This window comes from Vibrio sp. T9 (genome assembly GCF_003123985.1).
GTDB lineage: Bacteria > Pseudomonadota > Gammaproteobacteria > Enterobacterales > Vibrionaceae > Vibrio > Vibrio diabolicus.
The window spans coordinates 42,134-55,968 of record NZ_NIGY01000009.1 but is presented as its reverse complement, the minus strand read 5'-3'; the positions used below and the strand labels follow the sequence as shown (position 1 = coordinate 55,968).

The window sequence follows — 13,835 nt, the reverse complement described above, 5'->3', positions numbered from 1 at the left end:
AACGACCAGGCTCTCCATGGCTATTTATACGAGCTTATGGCGTAAAAGTAGCTACACCCAGCTCATCTTCGCGACGTGTTTTCGCCATCATCTGCGTTGGGGAAATCACACTACGAAGATCCATGTCTTTTTCAGTACGTACTAGCTCACCACGCAGTGAGTTCGCAAATACGTCTACGATCTTCACATCAACGAACTGACCAATTAGGTCTGCACTACCTTCAAAGTTTACTACACGGTTGTTTTCTGTACGAGCGCGCAGTTCCATTAGGTTTTTCTTCGAAGGACCTTCAACTAGAACACGTTGTTCTGTGCCAAGCATTAAGCGAGAGTAACGCATCGCTTGAGCATTGATAGTTTGCTGTAGTTCGTAAAGGCGCTCTTTCTTCACTTGTTCTGATACATCACAAGGGTAATCCGCTGCTGGCGTACCTGGACGTGGAGAGAAGATGAAGCTGAAGCTCATGTCAAAGTCTACATCTTTGATTAGCTTCATGGTGTCTTGGAAGTCTTTGTCTGTCTCACCAGGGAAACCAACAATAAAGTCTGAACTGATTTGAATATCAGGACGAGCTTTACGCAGTTTACGGATGATCGACTTGTACTCGATAGCGGTGTGAGGGCGTTTCATCATAGTTAGGATACGGTCACTACCACTTTGCACAGGTAAGTGCAGGAAGCTCACAAGCTCAGGCGTATCTTCGTAAACCGCGATGATGTCGTCAGTGAATTCTAGCGGGTGGCTCGTTGTGAAACGAATACGGTCGATACCATCGATAGACGCAACCAAACGAAGCAGTTCTGCAAATGAACAGATTTCACCGTCGTGTGTTGGACCGCGGTACGCGTTTACGTTTTGACCCAGTAGGTTTACTTCACGTACGCCTTGTTCAGCAAGCTGTGCGATTTCGAACAGCACGTCATCCATTGGACGGCTTACTTCTTCACCACGAGTGTACGGTACGACACAGTAAGTACAGTACTTCGAGCAGCCTTCCATAATAGAAACGAATGCTGTCGCGCCTTCCGCACGAGGCTCTGGTAGGCGGTCGAACTTTTCGATCTCTGGGAACGAAATGTCCATAACTGGTGCGTCATCCGACTGAGATTGTTTGATCATCTCAGGTAGGCGGTGCAGAGTTTGTGGGCCAAAAATAACGTCGACGTATGGTGCACGTTCACGAATATGGTCACCTTCTTGCGTTGCTACACAACCACCTACACCGATAACTACGCCAGGTTTTTTATCTTTTAGTGTTTTCCAGCGGCCAAGCTGGTGGAAAACTTTCTCTTGCGCTTTTTCACGGATCGAACAGGTGTTAAGTAGAAGTACGTCTGCTTCCTCTGGCTCTTCCGTCAGCTCGTAGCCGTTTGCAGCATTAAGCAGGTCGGCCATTTTTGATGAATCGTATTCGTTCATCTGGCAGCCCCAGGTTTTAATTAGCAGTTTCTTACTCATCTCACTTTCGCTCGTTCAGTTGTACTTAAATTGGAGAGCTATTGCTCAAATTATAGCCGCCATCACGGCGGTAAGCGGCGTATTGTACTGCTTTAAAAAGCACCTGACTAGTGATCTGGCTAATTCTCTGCAAAGCCTGATGAAATCTAGTTTTTCGCCCTATGCAGAACAAGGTTTTTTGTTAAACAATTTTGTAAAAATAGCCATGGAAAGTACAATAAAAAACGCCAATTAATCAGCACGATGAAGAGTAAAAAATGAACAAGTATGACATCGCCGTGATCGGTGGCGGTATGGTTGGGGCAGCCGTCGCTGTTGGATTTGCCAAGCAGGGCAGAAGCGTTGTCTTGGTTGAAGGTGCAAAACCCAAAGCTTTTGATGCCGCTCAGGCGATGGATATTCGCGTATCTGCGATTTCGCACCAGTCGGTGGAGTTACTTGATTCACTCGGCGCATGGTCAGAAATTAAAAGTATGCGAGTTTGCCCTTATCGGCGTTTAGAGACTTGGGAGCACCCGGAGTGCCGTACTCGTTTTCACTCTGATGAACTGTCATTGGAGCAACTAGGTTATATCGTTGAAAACCGCCTAATCCAATTAGGTCTTTGGCAAGTCTTCTCTCAGTATGACAATCTAACCGTGATGTGTCCTGAGCGATTAAAAGACATTGAGTTTGCAGATGTAAACCTTGTGACACTCGAAAGTGGGGTGCAGTTTGAAGCTAACTGGGTAATTGGTGCTGATGGTGCAAACTCTAAAGTTCGTCAATTGGCTGGAATTGGTGTGACTGCGTGGGATTACCGACAACACTGCATGTTGATTAACGTGAAAACAGAATTGCCACAGCAAGATATCACTTGGCAACAATTTACTCCTTCAGGCCCGCGTTCATTTTTACCTTTGTGCTCTTTGACTAATGAAGACGGTCAAGAAGTAGGCCAAGGTTCGTTGGTTTGGTATGACTCGCCAAAACGCATTAAACAACTGTGTGCGATGGGTAAGCCTCAACTAAGGGAAGAAATCTTACGTCATTTCCCTGCTGAATTGGGCGATATTGAAGTTTTACAGTTTGGCTCATTTCCACTCACTCGTCGTCATGCGCAAGGCTACTCAAGCAAAAATTGCGTATTAGTGGGTGACTCTGCTCATACGATCAATCCGCTTGCAGGGCAAGGGGTAAACTTAGGCTTCAAAGATGTAGACGTTCTCCTTTCGGTAACAGAACACAAAGAACAGCTGGAAGATGCCTTACTCGCGAAATACGAACGTGCACGTCGACCTGACAACTTACTCATGCAGACTGGCATGGACTTTTTCTATAAAAGTTTTAGCAACGATCTTGGGCCATTGAAGTTTGTACGTAATGCTGCATTGAAGTTTGCTGAAAACTCAGGACCGATCAAGGCTCAAGTACTGAAATACGCTTTAGGTATGTAGTAAGTTACTCAATCCACAGATAGAAAAAAAGCGAGCTATGAGCTCGCTTTTTTAATTCGGCAAATCTAATGATTTCCCGAGTCCAGAACCAAAAAAAGAAAAAACCCAGCAAAATCATGCTGGGTTTTCCGATAATGGTGCGGAAGGAGAGACTTGAACTCTCACACCTTACGGCGCCAGAACCTAAATCTGGTGCGTCTACCAATTCCGCCACTTCCGCAACTTATTCTGTAGTTATCAAGGTAATTGGTAAAACCTCAACAACGTTGTGTAATGGCAGGGCTACCTGGATTCGAACCAGGGAATGGCGGCATCAAAAGCCGCTGCCTTACCGCTTGGCGATAGCCCTACATTGCTCTAATAAAAGAGACTTAAATAATGGTGCGGAAGGAGAGACTTGAACTCTCACACCTTACGGCGCCAGAACCTAAATCTGGTGCGTCTACCAATTCCGCCACTTCCGCGTATTCTGATAGTGTAGATTAATTTAAGATGGTGCGGAAGGAGAGACTTGAACTCTCACACCTTGCGGCGCCAGAACCTAAATCTGGTGCGTCTACCAATTCCGCCACTTCCGCATCTTAAATCTACGTGACTGATAGCTTATGCTAGCAATCCAATCAATGGTGGCTACGACGGGATTCGAACCTGTGACCCCATCATTATGAGTGATGTGCTCTAACCAGCTGAGCTACGTAGCCATTTTAAACTTTTGATCAAGAATGGTGCGGAAGGAGAGACTTGAACTCTCACACCTTACGGCGCCAGAACCTAAATCTGGTGCGTCTACCAATTCCGCCACTTCCGCAACTTGATCTGTAGATATCAAGATAATTGGTAAAATCTCAATATCATTGTATATGGCAGGGCTACCTGGATTCGAACCAGGGAATGGCGGCATCAAAAGCCGCTGCCTTACCGCTTGGCGATAGCCCTACATTGCTCTAATAAAAGAGACTTTAATAATGGTGCGGAAGGAGAGACTTGAACTCTCACACCTTGCGGCGCCAGAACCTAAATCTGGTGCGTCTACCAATTCCGCCACTTCCGCAACTTATTCTGTAGTTATCAAGGTAATTGGTAAAAACCTAAATAACGTTGTTTATGGTGGCTACGACGGGATTCGAACCTGTGACCCCATCATTATGAGTGATGTGCTCTAACCAGCTGAGCTACGTAGCCATTTTAAACTTTTGATCAAAAATGGTGCGGAAGGAGAGACTTGAACTCTCACACCTTGCGGCGCCAGAACCTAAATCTGGTGCGTCTACCAATTCCGCCACTTCCGCAACTTGATCTGTAGATATCAAGATAATTGGTAAAATCTCAATATCATTGTATATGGCAGGGCTACCTGGATTCGAACCAGGGAATGGCGGCATCAAAAGCCGCTGCCTTACCGCTTGGCGATAGCCCTACATTGCTCTAATAAAAGAGACTTAAATAATGGTGCGGAAGGAGAGACTTGAACTCTCACACCTTGCGGCGCCAGAACCTAAATCTGGTGCGTCTACCAATTCCGCCACTTCCGCAACTTGATCTGTAGACATCAAGATAATTGGCAAAATCTCAATGTCATTGTATGTGGCAGGGCTACCTGGATTCGAACCAGGGAATGGCGGCATCAAAAGCCGCTGCCTTACCGCTTGGCGATAGCCCTACATTGCTCTAATACAAGAGACTTAAATAATGGTGCGGAAGGAGAGACTTGAACTCTCACACCTTGCGGCGCCAGAACCTAAATCTGGTGCGTCTACCAATTCCGCCACTTCCGCAACTTATTCTATAGATATCAAGATGATTGGTAAAATCTTAATATCATTGTATATGGCAGGGCTACCTGGATTCGAACCAGGGAATGGCGGCATCAAAAGCCGCTGCCTTACCGCTTGGCGATAGCCCTACATTGCTCTAATACAAGAGACTTAAATAATGGTGCGGAAGGAGAGACTTGAACTCTCACACCTTGCGGCGCCAGAACCTAAATCTGGTGCGTCTACCAATTCCGCCACTTCCGCAACTTATTCTGTAGTTATCAAGGTAATTGGTAAAAACCTAAATAACGTTGTTCATGGTGGCTACGACGGGATTCGAACCTGTGACCCCATCATTATGAGTGATGTGCTCTAACCAGCTGAGCTACGTAGCCATCTTTTGGAGCGAGACAATATAAACCTTCACGCTCTCAGTGACAACCCCTTTTATAAAGGAATCTCACTTGAATAATGGCAGGTCTACCTGGATTCGAACCAGGGAATGGCGGCATCAAAAGCCGCTGCCTTACCGCTTGGCGATAGACCTGCAGGCAATAGTCACAATGACTATTTAAAATATGGTGCGGAAGGAGAGACTTGAACTCTCACACCTTGCGGCGCCAGAACCTAAATCTGGTGCGTCTACCAATTCCGCCACTTCCGCATCTATTCCTAATTGCTCTGATAAAAAGAACACTTAGGAATGGTGGCTACGACGGGATTCGAACCTGTGACCCCATCATTATGAGTGATGTGCTCTAACCAGCTGAGCTACGTAGCCAAAACCATATTTTTTGCTCTCAACGCTTTGTTGCCTTGTCGTTGGGAACGGCGCGCATTATGCGAAGTTGAGTGAGATCCGTCAACAGTTTTTTTTAATAAATTTCGGAAAAAACCTCGTTCGCTTCCTTTTTAAACAAAGAGGCGTGTTTATGATCTAAAACTGGAAATAAATTAGCTCGCAGTTAGGTAATTTATTTTTGCTCATTTACTTAAGGTATTAAAAAAGCCAGCTTAGCAGCTGGCTTTTAGTGTAAATGAAGTGTTTAAAATTCATTCATTTAATTAAACATTGAAGCGGAAGTGTACAACATCACCATCTTTTACGATGTAGTCTTTACCTTCTAGACGCCATTTACCTGCGTCTTTTGCGCCATTTTCACCATTGAATTGGATGAAATCGTCGTAACCGACTACTTCTGCACGAATAAAGCCTTTCTCGAAGTCAGTGTGGATCTTACCTGCAGCCTGAGGCGCAGTTGCACCAACAGGGATTGTCCACGCACGTACTTCTTTAACACCTGCCGTGAAGTAGGTGTGAAGAGTCAGTAGCTCGTAACCAGAGCGAATTACACGGTTCAGCCCCGGTTCTTCGATCCCCATATCCGCTAGGAATTCTTCGCGATCTTCATCTTCTAGTTCAGATAGTTCAGATTCGATAGCTGCACATACAGGTACAACGACGTTGTTTTCTTTTTCTGCGAACTCGCGAACCGCATCTAGATATGGGTTATTTTCGAAACCATCTTCGTTTACGTTTGCAATGTACATAGTTGGCTTCAGTGTAAGGAAGTTTAGGTAGCCGATTGCTGCTAACTCTTCTTTAGATAGCTCAACTGTGCGTGCCATGCCGCCTTCAGTTAGTACTGGTAACAGTTTTTCTAGTACTGTTAGTTCAAATTTTGCGTCTTTATCGCCGCCTTTTGCCTTCTTCGCGTTACGTTGAATCGCGCGCTCACAAGAATCAAGGTCAGCCATTGCAAGTTCAAGGTTGATCACTTCGATATCTTCGATAGGTGAAACTTTACCTGAAACATGAACAATGTTTTCGTTTTCAAAACAACGTACAACGTGGCCAATCGCGTCTGTTTCACGGATGTTAGCTAGGAATTTGTTACCTAAACCTTCACCACGTGATGCACCAGCAACAAGACCAGCGATGTCCACGAACTCCATCGTCGTTGGAAGAACTCTCTGTGGGTTAACGATCTTAGCTAGTGCGTCTAGACGTAGATCTGGCACAGGAACCACACCAGTGTTTGGTTCAATGGTACAGAACGGGAAGTTTGCTGCTTCGATACCCGCTTTAGTTAGTGCGTTGAACAGAGTTGATTTACCTACGTTAGGTAGACCAACGATGCCACATTTAAAACCCATGATAGTAACCTTATTCAGCTTTGAACGTGTGGAGGCGATTTTGTGCTTTAGATAGGCCATCCTTAATCAGGATATCTAGACAACGAACAGCCTCATCAGCTGCTGCATCTAAAAGCTCTTGCTCTTTAGCTGGCGCTTTACCTAATACAAAACCCGCCACTTTATCTTTGTGTCCCGGATGACCAATGCCAATGCGAAGACGATAAAAATCTTTGTTATTGCCCAGTTTGCTAATGGTGTCACGCAGACCGTTGTGTCCACCGTGACCCCCACCTTTTTTAAACTTAGCGACACCTGGCGGTAAGTCTAGCTCGTCATGAGCGACCATGATCTCTTCAGGTTTAATTTGATAAAATTTCGCAAGCGCTGCGATCGATTTACCTGATAGATTCATGAAGGTGGTTGGGATAAGCAAACGGAGATCCTGGCCATTGACCATAATGCGTCCTGTTAGACCAAAAAACTTTGGTTCGTTCTTCAGTGTAACGTTGTGAACGCGTGCTAATTCTTCTACAACCCAAGCGCCCGCATTGTGACGAGTTCTGGCGTATTCTGGTCCTGGATTAGCAAGACCAACAAGAAGTTTGATTTGTTGACTCAAGGTTAGGATCTCTCTGGAATCTCAAAAAGCGCAGTATGATAGCACAGAATTCTCGCAGTGGGCGACCAAGGGATTTTCTGGTTATCAGTACAAATAAAAAAACACCCCAAAGAGGGGTGCTTTTGAAATCAGTGTAACTGAAATGTTCGGATTAGTTGAACATTGCAGAGATTGACTCTTCGTTACTGATACGACGAATCGCTTCAGCTAGCATGCGAGATAGGCTTAGTGTTGTCACTTTGCCTGTTGCAGCCATCTCTTTAGATAGAGAGATAGAGTCAGTTACGATAACTTGGTCAAGAACTGAGTTCTTGATGTTGTCCGCAGCGTTGCCTGAGAATACAGCGTGAGTAGCGTAAGCGAATACACGCTTAGCACCGCGCTCTTTTAGTGCTTCAGCTGCTTTACATAGTGTGCCACCTGTGTCGATCATGTCATCAACGATCACACAGTCACGACCTTCAACATCACCGATTAGGTTCATTACTTCAGAAACGTTTGCACGTGGACGACGCTTATCTACGATTGCGATGTCGATGTCGCCTAGTGCTTTTGCTGTTGCGCGAGCACGAACAACGCCACCTAGGTCAGGAGATACCACAACAGGGTTATCTAGACCGCGAGCCTGCATATCTTCAAGTAGCACTGGCGTGCCGAAGATGTTGTCTACAGGTACATCGAAGAAGCCTTGAATTTGCTCTGCGTGTAGGTCGATAGTTAGAACGCGGTCAACACCAACGTTAGATAGGAAATCAGCAACAACTTTTGCAGTAATTGGCACACGCGCAGAACGTACACGACGGTCTTGGCGAGCGTAGCCGAAGTAAGGGATAACTGCAGTGATACGGCCTGCTGAAGCACGGCGCATTGCATCAATCATAACAACCAATTCCATTAGGTTGTCGTTAGTCGGTGCACAAGTGGATTGAATGATGAAAACATCGCTACCACGAACATTCTCATTGATTTGAACTGCAACTTCGCCATCAGAAAAGCGAGAAACAGATGCATCACCAAGAGAGATGTAAAGACGATCAGCAATACGTTGGGCTAGTTCAGGTGTTGCGTTACCAGCAAATAGCTTCATATCAGGCACGGTGGAAACCTCGGGTTTGCGTCCAGTTTAAATAGGTCGGTGTGAGGCTGATTGGTATTCAGCCAAAGTCTCTTTTAATGGCGAAATATTGCGCCCTTGAGCGACAAATGCCGAGACTTTATCAGAGAGTTGTGCAAGGATAGTTTCTGCTTCAGATTTGCTCGAAAATTCAGCAAAAACGCAAGATCCTGTCCCCGTCAATCTTGACGGCGCGTATTGTAGCAGCCAAGAAAGTTGCTTATCAACCTCTGGGTAGAGCATTCGTACAATTTTTTCGCAATCGTTTACGCTTGGTGTATTTAAAAGTGTTTCTAGATCTCGTTTTGGGGTGTTTCGCGTTAGATCTGGATGACAAAAAACGTCGACGGTTGCGATAGAAACATTCGGTCTGACGACTAAATACCACTTTTCTTCGGGATAAGCGGGGGAGAGTTTCTCGCCAACACCTTCAGCAAAAGCTGCAAATCCGCGCACAAACACGGGCACGTCTGCGCCCAGTTTTAAACCAATTTCAGCCAGTTCATCGTCAGTTAGATTCAGTTGCCATAAGTAGTTCAGTGCCACTAATGCTGTAGCCGCGTTCGATGAGCCCCCACCAATGCCCCCACCCATAGGTAGCACTTTCTGTAGCTCAATATGTGCGCCAAAAGGGCACTCTGAGTATGCTTGAAGTGCGGTTGCTGCTTTCCAAATCAAATTGTCTTGAAGAGGCACACCTTCTATATCTGGAGAAATCGTAATATCACCAGAATGGTTTGCTTGAATGGTGAGCTCATCGCCGTGATCGACGAATTGGAATAAGGTTTGTAACTCGTGGTAGCCATTTTCTGTGCGACCGTTGATGTATAGAAAGAGATTCAATTTCGCTGGTGATGGCCAGCGGGTTGAAAGTTCGATCATTGGGTGATGTTCCATTTTGTGATCACTAGATTTATTTTGACGTCAGCAGTGGTGAGTTTCAGCTTATTTGGCAGTGGTAGAGACTGCTCATGCCATTGAACATCGCCATACCGTTGATAAGCAATACGCCAATCATTTAAACCAATTTGTTTGTTTAACGCTTGCAGTGTATTGGTTGGGGACAATTGGAATTTGTCGGCGTCGGTCGGTAGGCCTAATAGCCAGTCAGGCATGTGTTCAACGGGCATCATTAACCCCGTAAGACGGTAAATTAGCTGGTTTGCACTGCGAGAGGAAAGGACCTGATCGTCGTAAGTTTCTACTGTGGCACCTTGTGGGGTGATGGTGAGCTTTAATGCCGTTTGTCCGAGAATCGTAGTTAAACGCAACTGGCTTAGTGCTGAAGAATGTTTCCAGTAGAAATTTAAATTTTGTCTTTGGTCTGGGCCAATATAACCAAGTTTTCCCGTTGCTTGAAAATCTTGGATGGTCTCGAGTCGTTGCTCATGAGCTTGCCATTCAACGCTGGTAACACTTTCAGGAACGGAGGAACAACCAGCGAGCAGTAAGCTCGACAAGAAAAAAAGAATAAAGGAGCGTAACGTCATGTTTGATGGCTTATTAATCAGTTTCGTCGGGAATCGCTCACAACTATAGCATTGAAAAGTCGCAGTTAGGAAAACAAATCCGGCTTACCCTTTCAATAAATGCGTGCTTACAGTAAAATTCTGGACCTATTTTATAACCTATCCCAGAGATACCACGTTAGATGTCCTTGCTTGCTATTGGAATCAATCACAATACAGCGTCTGTCGACTTGCGAGAGAAGGTGGCGTTTGGTCCGGATAAACTCGGCCCTGCACTCGAGCAACTTAGAGAGCACGAAGCGGTTAACGGCAGTGTGATTGTTTCAACCTGTAACCGAACTGAGTTGTACTGCGATGTTAAGCAAGGAGCGCGAAATAAGTTAATCGATTGGCTTGCTCAGTTTCATCAAGTGAGCCGCGAAGATTTAATGCCGAGTTTGTATGTGCATGAAGAACAAGCCGCAATTAAGCATTTGATGCGCGTATCATGCGGGCTAGATTCTCTGGTGTTGGGTGAGCCTCAAATTTTGGGGCAGGTAAAACAAGCATTTTCTGACTCGCGAGATCATCAAGCTGTCGATGCTTCAATTGATAAACTGTTTCAAAAGACGTTCTCAGTCGCCAAGCGTGTGAGAACAGAAACAGATATCGGCGGTAATGCTGTGTCCGTGGCTTATGCCGCATGTACATTGGCAAAACATATTTTTGAGTCGTTATCTGATTCAACCGTGCTTTTGGTTGGTGCGGGAGAGACGATTGAACTGGTCGCGAAGCATTTAGCATCCAACGGCTGCACAAAAATGATTGTCGCGAACCGCACTAAAGAGCGTGCGCAAGGCTTAGCGGATCAATTTGGCGCAGAAGTGATCAGTTTGAACGAAATTCCTGAACATTTGGCGAAAGCGGATATCGTGATTAGCTCAACGGCGAGCCCATTGCCTATTATTGGCAAAGGTATGGTCGAAACGGCTCTGAAGCAGCGCCGACATCAACCTATCTTGTTAGTCGATATTGCGGTGCCGCGAGATGTAGAGTCGGAAGTCGGTGAACTGAACGACGCATATTTGTATTCGGTTGATGACTTGCAATCTATCATCGACAGCAACATTGAGCAGCGTAAAGTCGAAGCGATTCAAGCCGAAGCGATTGTTAGTGAAGAAAGCGCTGCGTTTATGACGTGGTTGCGTTCACTGCAAGCCGTCGATAGTATTCGCGACTATCGCAAATCAGCCAACGAAATTCGTGAAGAGTTACTGAGCAAAAGTTTGCAATCTTTAGCGGCGGGCGCAGATCCAGAGAAAGTGCTGCGCGAGCTGAGTAATAAACTCACCAACAAACTGATTCACGCTCCAACTCGCGCATTGCAAAGTGCGGCAGAGCAAGGCGAACCAGCAAAATTAACGATTATCCGCCAGACACTCGGCTTGGATGATCTATAACTCACGCTTTTTATTAAGAAAACGACACTATGAAAGCCTCTATTCTGACTAAGCTAGAAACGCTAGTAGAACGTTACGAAGAAGTTCAACATCTTCTTGGTGATCCTGATGTAATTGGAAATCAGGACAAATTCCGAGCTCTATCAAGAGAGTACTCTCAGCTAGAAGAAGTAACCAAGTGCTTCCAAGCTTATCAACAAGCACAAGAAGATCTTGTCGCCGCTGAAGAGATGGCAAACGAAGACGACGAAGAAATGCGTGAAATGGCGCAAGAAGAAATCAAAGAAGCGAAAGCGACGATTGAGCGTCTTACTGATGAGTTACAGATTCTTCTTCTGCCAAAAGATCCGAACGATGATCGTAACTGTTTCCTAGAAATTCGTGCAGGTGCGGGTGGCGACGAAGCGGGTATCTTCGCGGGTGATCTATTCCGTATGTACAGCAAGTACGCAGAAAAGCGTGGCTGGCGCATCGAAGTGATGTCTTCAAACGAAGCTGAACACGGTGGTTACAAAGAGATGATCGCAAAAGTGAGCGGCGACGGTGCGTACGGCGTACTGAAATTTGAGTCTGGCGGTCACCGTGTACAACGTGTTCCTGCAACTGAATCTCAAGGCCGTGTGCATACATCTGCATGTACCGTAGCGGTGATGGCGGAAATTCCAGAGGCGGATCTGCCAGAAATCAAAGCAGCAGACCTGAAAATCGATACGTTCCGTGCATCTGGCGCGGGTGGTCAGCACGTTAACACCACGGATTCTGCAATCCGTATTACCCACTTACCAACGGGTACGGTAGTAGAGTGTCAGGACGAGCGTTCACAGCACAAGAACAAAGCGAAAGCGATGGCGGTTCTTGCTGCTCGTATCGTTCAAGCGGAAGAAGAGCGTCGTGCTGCAGAAGTGTCTGATACACGTCGTAACCTTCTAGGTTCTGGTGACCGTAGTGACCGTATTCGTACCTACAACTACCCACAAGGTCGTGTGTCTGATCACCGCATCAACCTAACCATCTACCGTTTGAACGAAGTGATGGAAGGTGACCTGCAGAGCTTGATTGATCCTGTGATTCAAGAGCACCAAGCAGACCAACTTGCGGCGCTCGCAGAGAACGGCTAATCGATGAGCCAAGTTCAATCAATTGAGCAAGCACTGAAAAGTGCGACGGCGAAACTGGCAGAAGGCGGCAAAGAGTCGCCTTCTCTCGATGCAGCTGTACTCCTCTGCCATGTCCTTGGCAAACCACGAACTTATCTACTGACCTGGCCAGAAAAAGCATTAGAAGCAGAGCAACAAGCAAAATTCGACGCTCTACTTGAACGACGTTTAACTGGTGAACCCGTCGCTTATATTATTGGTGAGCGAGAGTTTTGGTCTCTACCGTTCAAAGTTTCTCCCTCTACCTTGATCCCAAGACCGGATACAGAACGTTTGGTCGAAGTTGCACTCGATAAGACCTATGAGCAAACAGGGCCTATTTTAGATCTTGGAACGGGGACGGGGGCAATTGCTATCGCACTCGCATCTGAAATGCCAAAACGTCAAGTGATGGGCGTAGATCTCAAGCAAGAAGCGAAAGCACTTGCAGAGTACAATGCTGAGCAGCTAAACATCAAAAATGTGACCTTTGCTCAAGGCAGTTGGTTCGAGCCTATTGCAGAGGGTACGAAGTTTGCTTTAATTGTCTCCAATCCGCCGTATATTGATGAAAAAGATCCACATTTATCCCAAGGTGATGTGCGCTTTGAGCCAAAATCAGCATTAGTTGCTAAAGAGAATGGCTTAGCTGATATTCGTCATATCTCGGATCTTGCTCGTCAGTATCTTGAAGTAGGCGGTTGGCTGGCATTCGAACATGGTTATGATCAGGGTGATGCCGTACGTGAGATAATGCGTGGTTTTGGTTACCAACAAGTTGCCACGGAAAAAGATTATGGCGGTAACGACCGAGTAACACTTGGTTGCCTGGCCAGTTAATCATGGAAGTCAGCAAACACTAACTAAAAAGAGAAGAAAAATGTACGTAGCTCTAAAACACATACACTTAGTGACGATTGCGCTCAGCGCGACACTATTATCGATCCGATTCGTGTTAATGATGATGAACTCACCGAAGCGAAATAATCGCTTTTTGAAAGTGTTTCCCCACATCGTTGATACTGCATTGCTAGTGTCAGGTATCGCGCTTATTTTCATTACTGGTTTCATCCCGTTTACTGATGCCGCACCGTGGTTAACAAACAAAATCACCTGCGTATTGGCGTACATTGCACTCGGTTTCTTCTCGTTGAAGCTTGCGAAAAACAACCTACTGAAGATATTTGGCTTTTTCGGCGCATTAGGTTGGTTGGTCATGGCTGCAAACATTGCTGTGTCTAAGAGCCCTACGTTATTTGGATAAGACGTC

Annotated in this window: 11 protein-coding genes and 20 tRNA genes; 5 read left to right on the top strand and 26 right to left on the bottom strand. The window is 45.9% G+C overall.

Annotated elements, in window-relative coordinates; translation table 11 throughout:
• Nucleotides 1–34: 34 nt before the first annotated feature.
• Nucleotides 35–1,459, bottom strand: a complete 1,425-nt coding sequence (miaB, locus tag CBX98_RS18835) for a tRNA (N6-isopentenyl adenosine(37)-C2)-methylthiotransferase MiaB (protein WP_005391310.1) — start codon at nucleotides 1,457–1,459, stop codon at nucleotides 35–37.
• Between the two features lie 257 nt (nucleotides 1,460–1,716).
• Between miaB and CBX98_RS18825 the strand changes: the two genes are divergently transcribed.
• Complete coding sequence (locus CBX98_RS18825) at nucleotides 1,717–2,895, top strand: 2-octaprenyl-3-methyl-6-methoxy-1,4-benzoquinol hydroxylase (protein ID WP_104969146.1); 1,179 nt, start codon at nucleotides 1,717–1,719, stop codon at nucleotides 2,893–2,895.
• A 135-nt stretch (nucleotides 2,896–3,030) separates the two neighbouring features.
• Here the strand turns inward: CBX98_RS18825 and CBX98_RS18820 are convergent.
• From CBX98_RS18820 to lolB, 25 genes are all read right to left on the bottom strand, one after another.
• Nucleotides 3,031–3,115, bottom strand: a tRNA-Leu gene (locus tag CBX98_RS18820).
• A 54-nt stretch (nucleotides 3,116–3,169) separates the two neighbouring features.
• Nucleotides 3,170–3,244, bottom strand: a tRNA-Gln gene (locus CBX98_RS18815).
• A gap of 30 nt (nucleotides 3,245–3,274) precedes the next feature.
• Nucleotides 3,275–3,359 (bottom strand) — tRNA-Leu (locus CBX98_RS18810).
• Between the two features lie 29 nt (nucleotides 3,360–3,388).
• Nucleotides 3,389–3,473 (bottom strand) — tRNA-Leu (locus tag CBX98_RS18805).
• A 46-nt stretch (nucleotides 3,474–3,519) separates the two neighbouring features.
• Nucleotides 3,520–3,596, bottom strand: a tRNA-Met gene (locus CBX98_RS18800).
• A 22-nt stretch (nucleotides 3,597–3,618) separates the two neighbouring features.
• A tRNA-Leu gene (locus CBX98_RS18795) sits at nucleotides 3,619–3,703 on the bottom strand.
• Between the two features lie 53 nt (nucleotides 3,704–3,756).
• Nucleotides 3,757–3,831: transfer RNA gene (locus CBX98_RS18790), tRNA-Gln, on the bottom strand.
• A gap of 30 nt (nucleotides 3,832–3,861) precedes the next feature.
• Nucleotides 3,862–3,946, bottom strand: a tRNA-Leu gene (locus CBX98_RS18785).
• A 54-nt stretch (nucleotides 3,947–4,000) separates the two neighbouring features.
• Nucleotides 4,001–4,077, bottom strand: a tRNA-Met gene (locus tag CBX98_RS18780).
• 22 nt (nucleotides 4,078–4,099) lie between these two features.
• A tRNA-Leu gene (locus CBX98_RS18775) sits at nucleotides 4,100–4,184 on the bottom strand.
• A gap of 53 nt (nucleotides 4,185–4,237) precedes the next feature.
• A tRNA-Gln gene (locus CBX98_RS18770) sits at nucleotides 4,238–4,312 on the bottom strand.
• 30 nt (nucleotides 4,313–4,342) lie between these two features.
• Nucleotides 4,343–4,427: transfer RNA gene (locus tag CBX98_RS18765), tRNA-Leu, on the bottom strand.
• Between the two features lie 53 nt (nucleotides 4,428–4,480).
• Nucleotides 4,481–4,555 (bottom strand) — tRNA-Gln (locus CBX98_RS18760).
• 30 nt (nucleotides 4,556–4,585) lie between these two features.
• A tRNA-Leu gene (locus tag CBX98_RS18755) sits at nucleotides 4,586–4,670 on the bottom strand.
• Between the two features lie 53 nt (nucleotides 4,671–4,723).
• Nucleotides 4,724–4,798, bottom strand: a tRNA-Gln gene (locus CBX98_RS18750).
• 30 nt (nucleotides 4,799–4,828) lie between these two features.
• Nucleotides 4,829–4,913, bottom strand: a tRNA-Leu gene (locus tag CBX98_RS18745).
• Between the two features lie 54 nt (nucleotides 4,914–4,967).
• Nucleotides 4,968–5,044: transfer RNA gene (locus CBX98_RS18740), tRNA-Met, on the bottom strand.
• Between the two features lie 77 nt (nucleotides 5,045–5,121).
• Nucleotides 5,122–5,196: transfer RNA gene (locus CBX98_RS18735), tRNA-Gln, on the bottom strand.
• A 32-nt stretch (nucleotides 5,197–5,228) separates the two neighbouring features.
• A tRNA-Leu gene (locus CBX98_RS18730) sits at nucleotides 5,229–5,313 on the bottom strand.
• 40 nt (nucleotides 5,314–5,353) lie between these two features.
• A tRNA-Met gene (locus tag CBX98_RS18725) sits at nucleotides 5,354–5,430 on the bottom strand.
• A 284-nt stretch (nucleotides 5,431–5,714) separates the two neighbouring features.
• Nucleotides 5,715–6,806: a redox-regulated ATPase YchF gene (gene ychF, locus CBX98_RS18715; protein WP_005393178.1), complete on the bottom strand. Its 1,092-nt coding sequence runs from the start codon at nucleotides 6,804–6,806 to the stop codon at nucleotides 5,715–5,717.
• A gap of 10 nt (nucleotides 6,807–6,816) precedes the next feature.
• A complete protein-coding gene (gene pth, locus CBX98_RS18710) occupies nucleotides 6,817–7,407 on the bottom strand; it encodes an aminoacyl-tRNA hydrolase (RefSeq protein WP_005384112.1) in 591 nt (196 codons plus the stop codon).
• A 151-nt stretch (nucleotides 7,408–7,558) separates the two neighbouring features.
• The gene (locus tag CBX98_RS18705) at nucleotides 7,559–8,503 is read right to left on the bottom strand and encodes a ribose-phosphate pyrophosphokinase (protein ID WP_005393176.1); all 945 of its coding nucleotides are present in this window, start codon (nucleotides 8,501–8,503) and stop codon (nucleotides 7,559–7,561) included.
• A 27-nt stretch (nucleotides 8,504–8,530) separates the two neighbouring features.
• Nucleotides 8,531–9,403, bottom strand: coding sequence for a 4-(cytidine 5'-diphospho)-2-C-methyl-D-erythritol kinase (ispE, locus tag CBX98_RS18700; protein ID WP_046874292.1), 873 nt, complete (start codon nucleotides 9,401–9,403; stop codon nucleotides 8,531–8,533).
• Nucleotides 9,400–10,011 (bottom strand): lipoprotein insertase outer membrane protein LolB, encoded by a 612-nt coding sequence (lolB, locus tag CBX98_RS18695; protein ID WP_005393172.1) that lies wholly within the window; start codon nucleotides 10,009–10,011, stop codon nucleotides 9,400–9,402. The genes ispE and lolB overlap by 4 nt, the downstream gene beginning before the upstream one ends.
• A gap of 161 nt (nucleotides 10,012–10,172) precedes the next feature.
• On the opposite strand from lolB, the gene hemA reads away from it, so the two are divergent.
• The 4 genes from hemA to CBX98_RS18675 are packed head-to-tail and all read left to right on the top strand — an operon-like array spanning nucleotide 10,173 to nucleotide 13,829.
• Nucleotides 10,173–11,429 carry a glutamyl-tRNA reductase gene (gene hemA, locus CBX98_RS18690; RefSeq protein ID WP_005384104.1) on the top strand — a complete coding sequence of 419 codons (1,257 nt, stop codon included), beginning with the start codon at nucleotides 10,173–10,175 and terminating at the stop codon, nucleotides 11,427–11,429.
• Nucleotides 11,430–11,458: 29 nt separating this feature from the next.
• Nucleotides 11,459–12,547 (top strand): peptide chain release factor 1, encoded by a 1,089-nt coding sequence (gene prfA, locus CBX98_RS18685; protein ID WP_005382222.1) that lies wholly within the window; start codon nucleotides 11,459–11,461, stop codon nucleotides 12,545–12,547.
• A 3-nt stretch (nucleotides 12,548–12,550) separates the two neighbouring features.
• On the top strand, nucleotides 12,551–13,405 hold the full coding sequence (prmC, locus tag CBX98_RS18680; protein WP_053807690.1) for a peptide chain release factor N(5)-glutamine methyltransferase: 855 nt from the start codon (nucleotides 12,551–12,553) through the stop codon (nucleotides 13,403–13,405).
• A gap of 40 nt (nucleotides 13,406–13,445) precedes the next feature.
• Complete coding sequence (locus CBX98_RS18675; RefSeq protein ID WP_005382225.1) at nucleotides 13,446–13,829, top strand: SirB2 family protein; 384 nt, start codon at nucleotides 13,446–13,448, stop codon at nucleotides 13,827–13,829.
• Nucleotides 13,830–13,835: the final 6 nt, after the last annotated feature.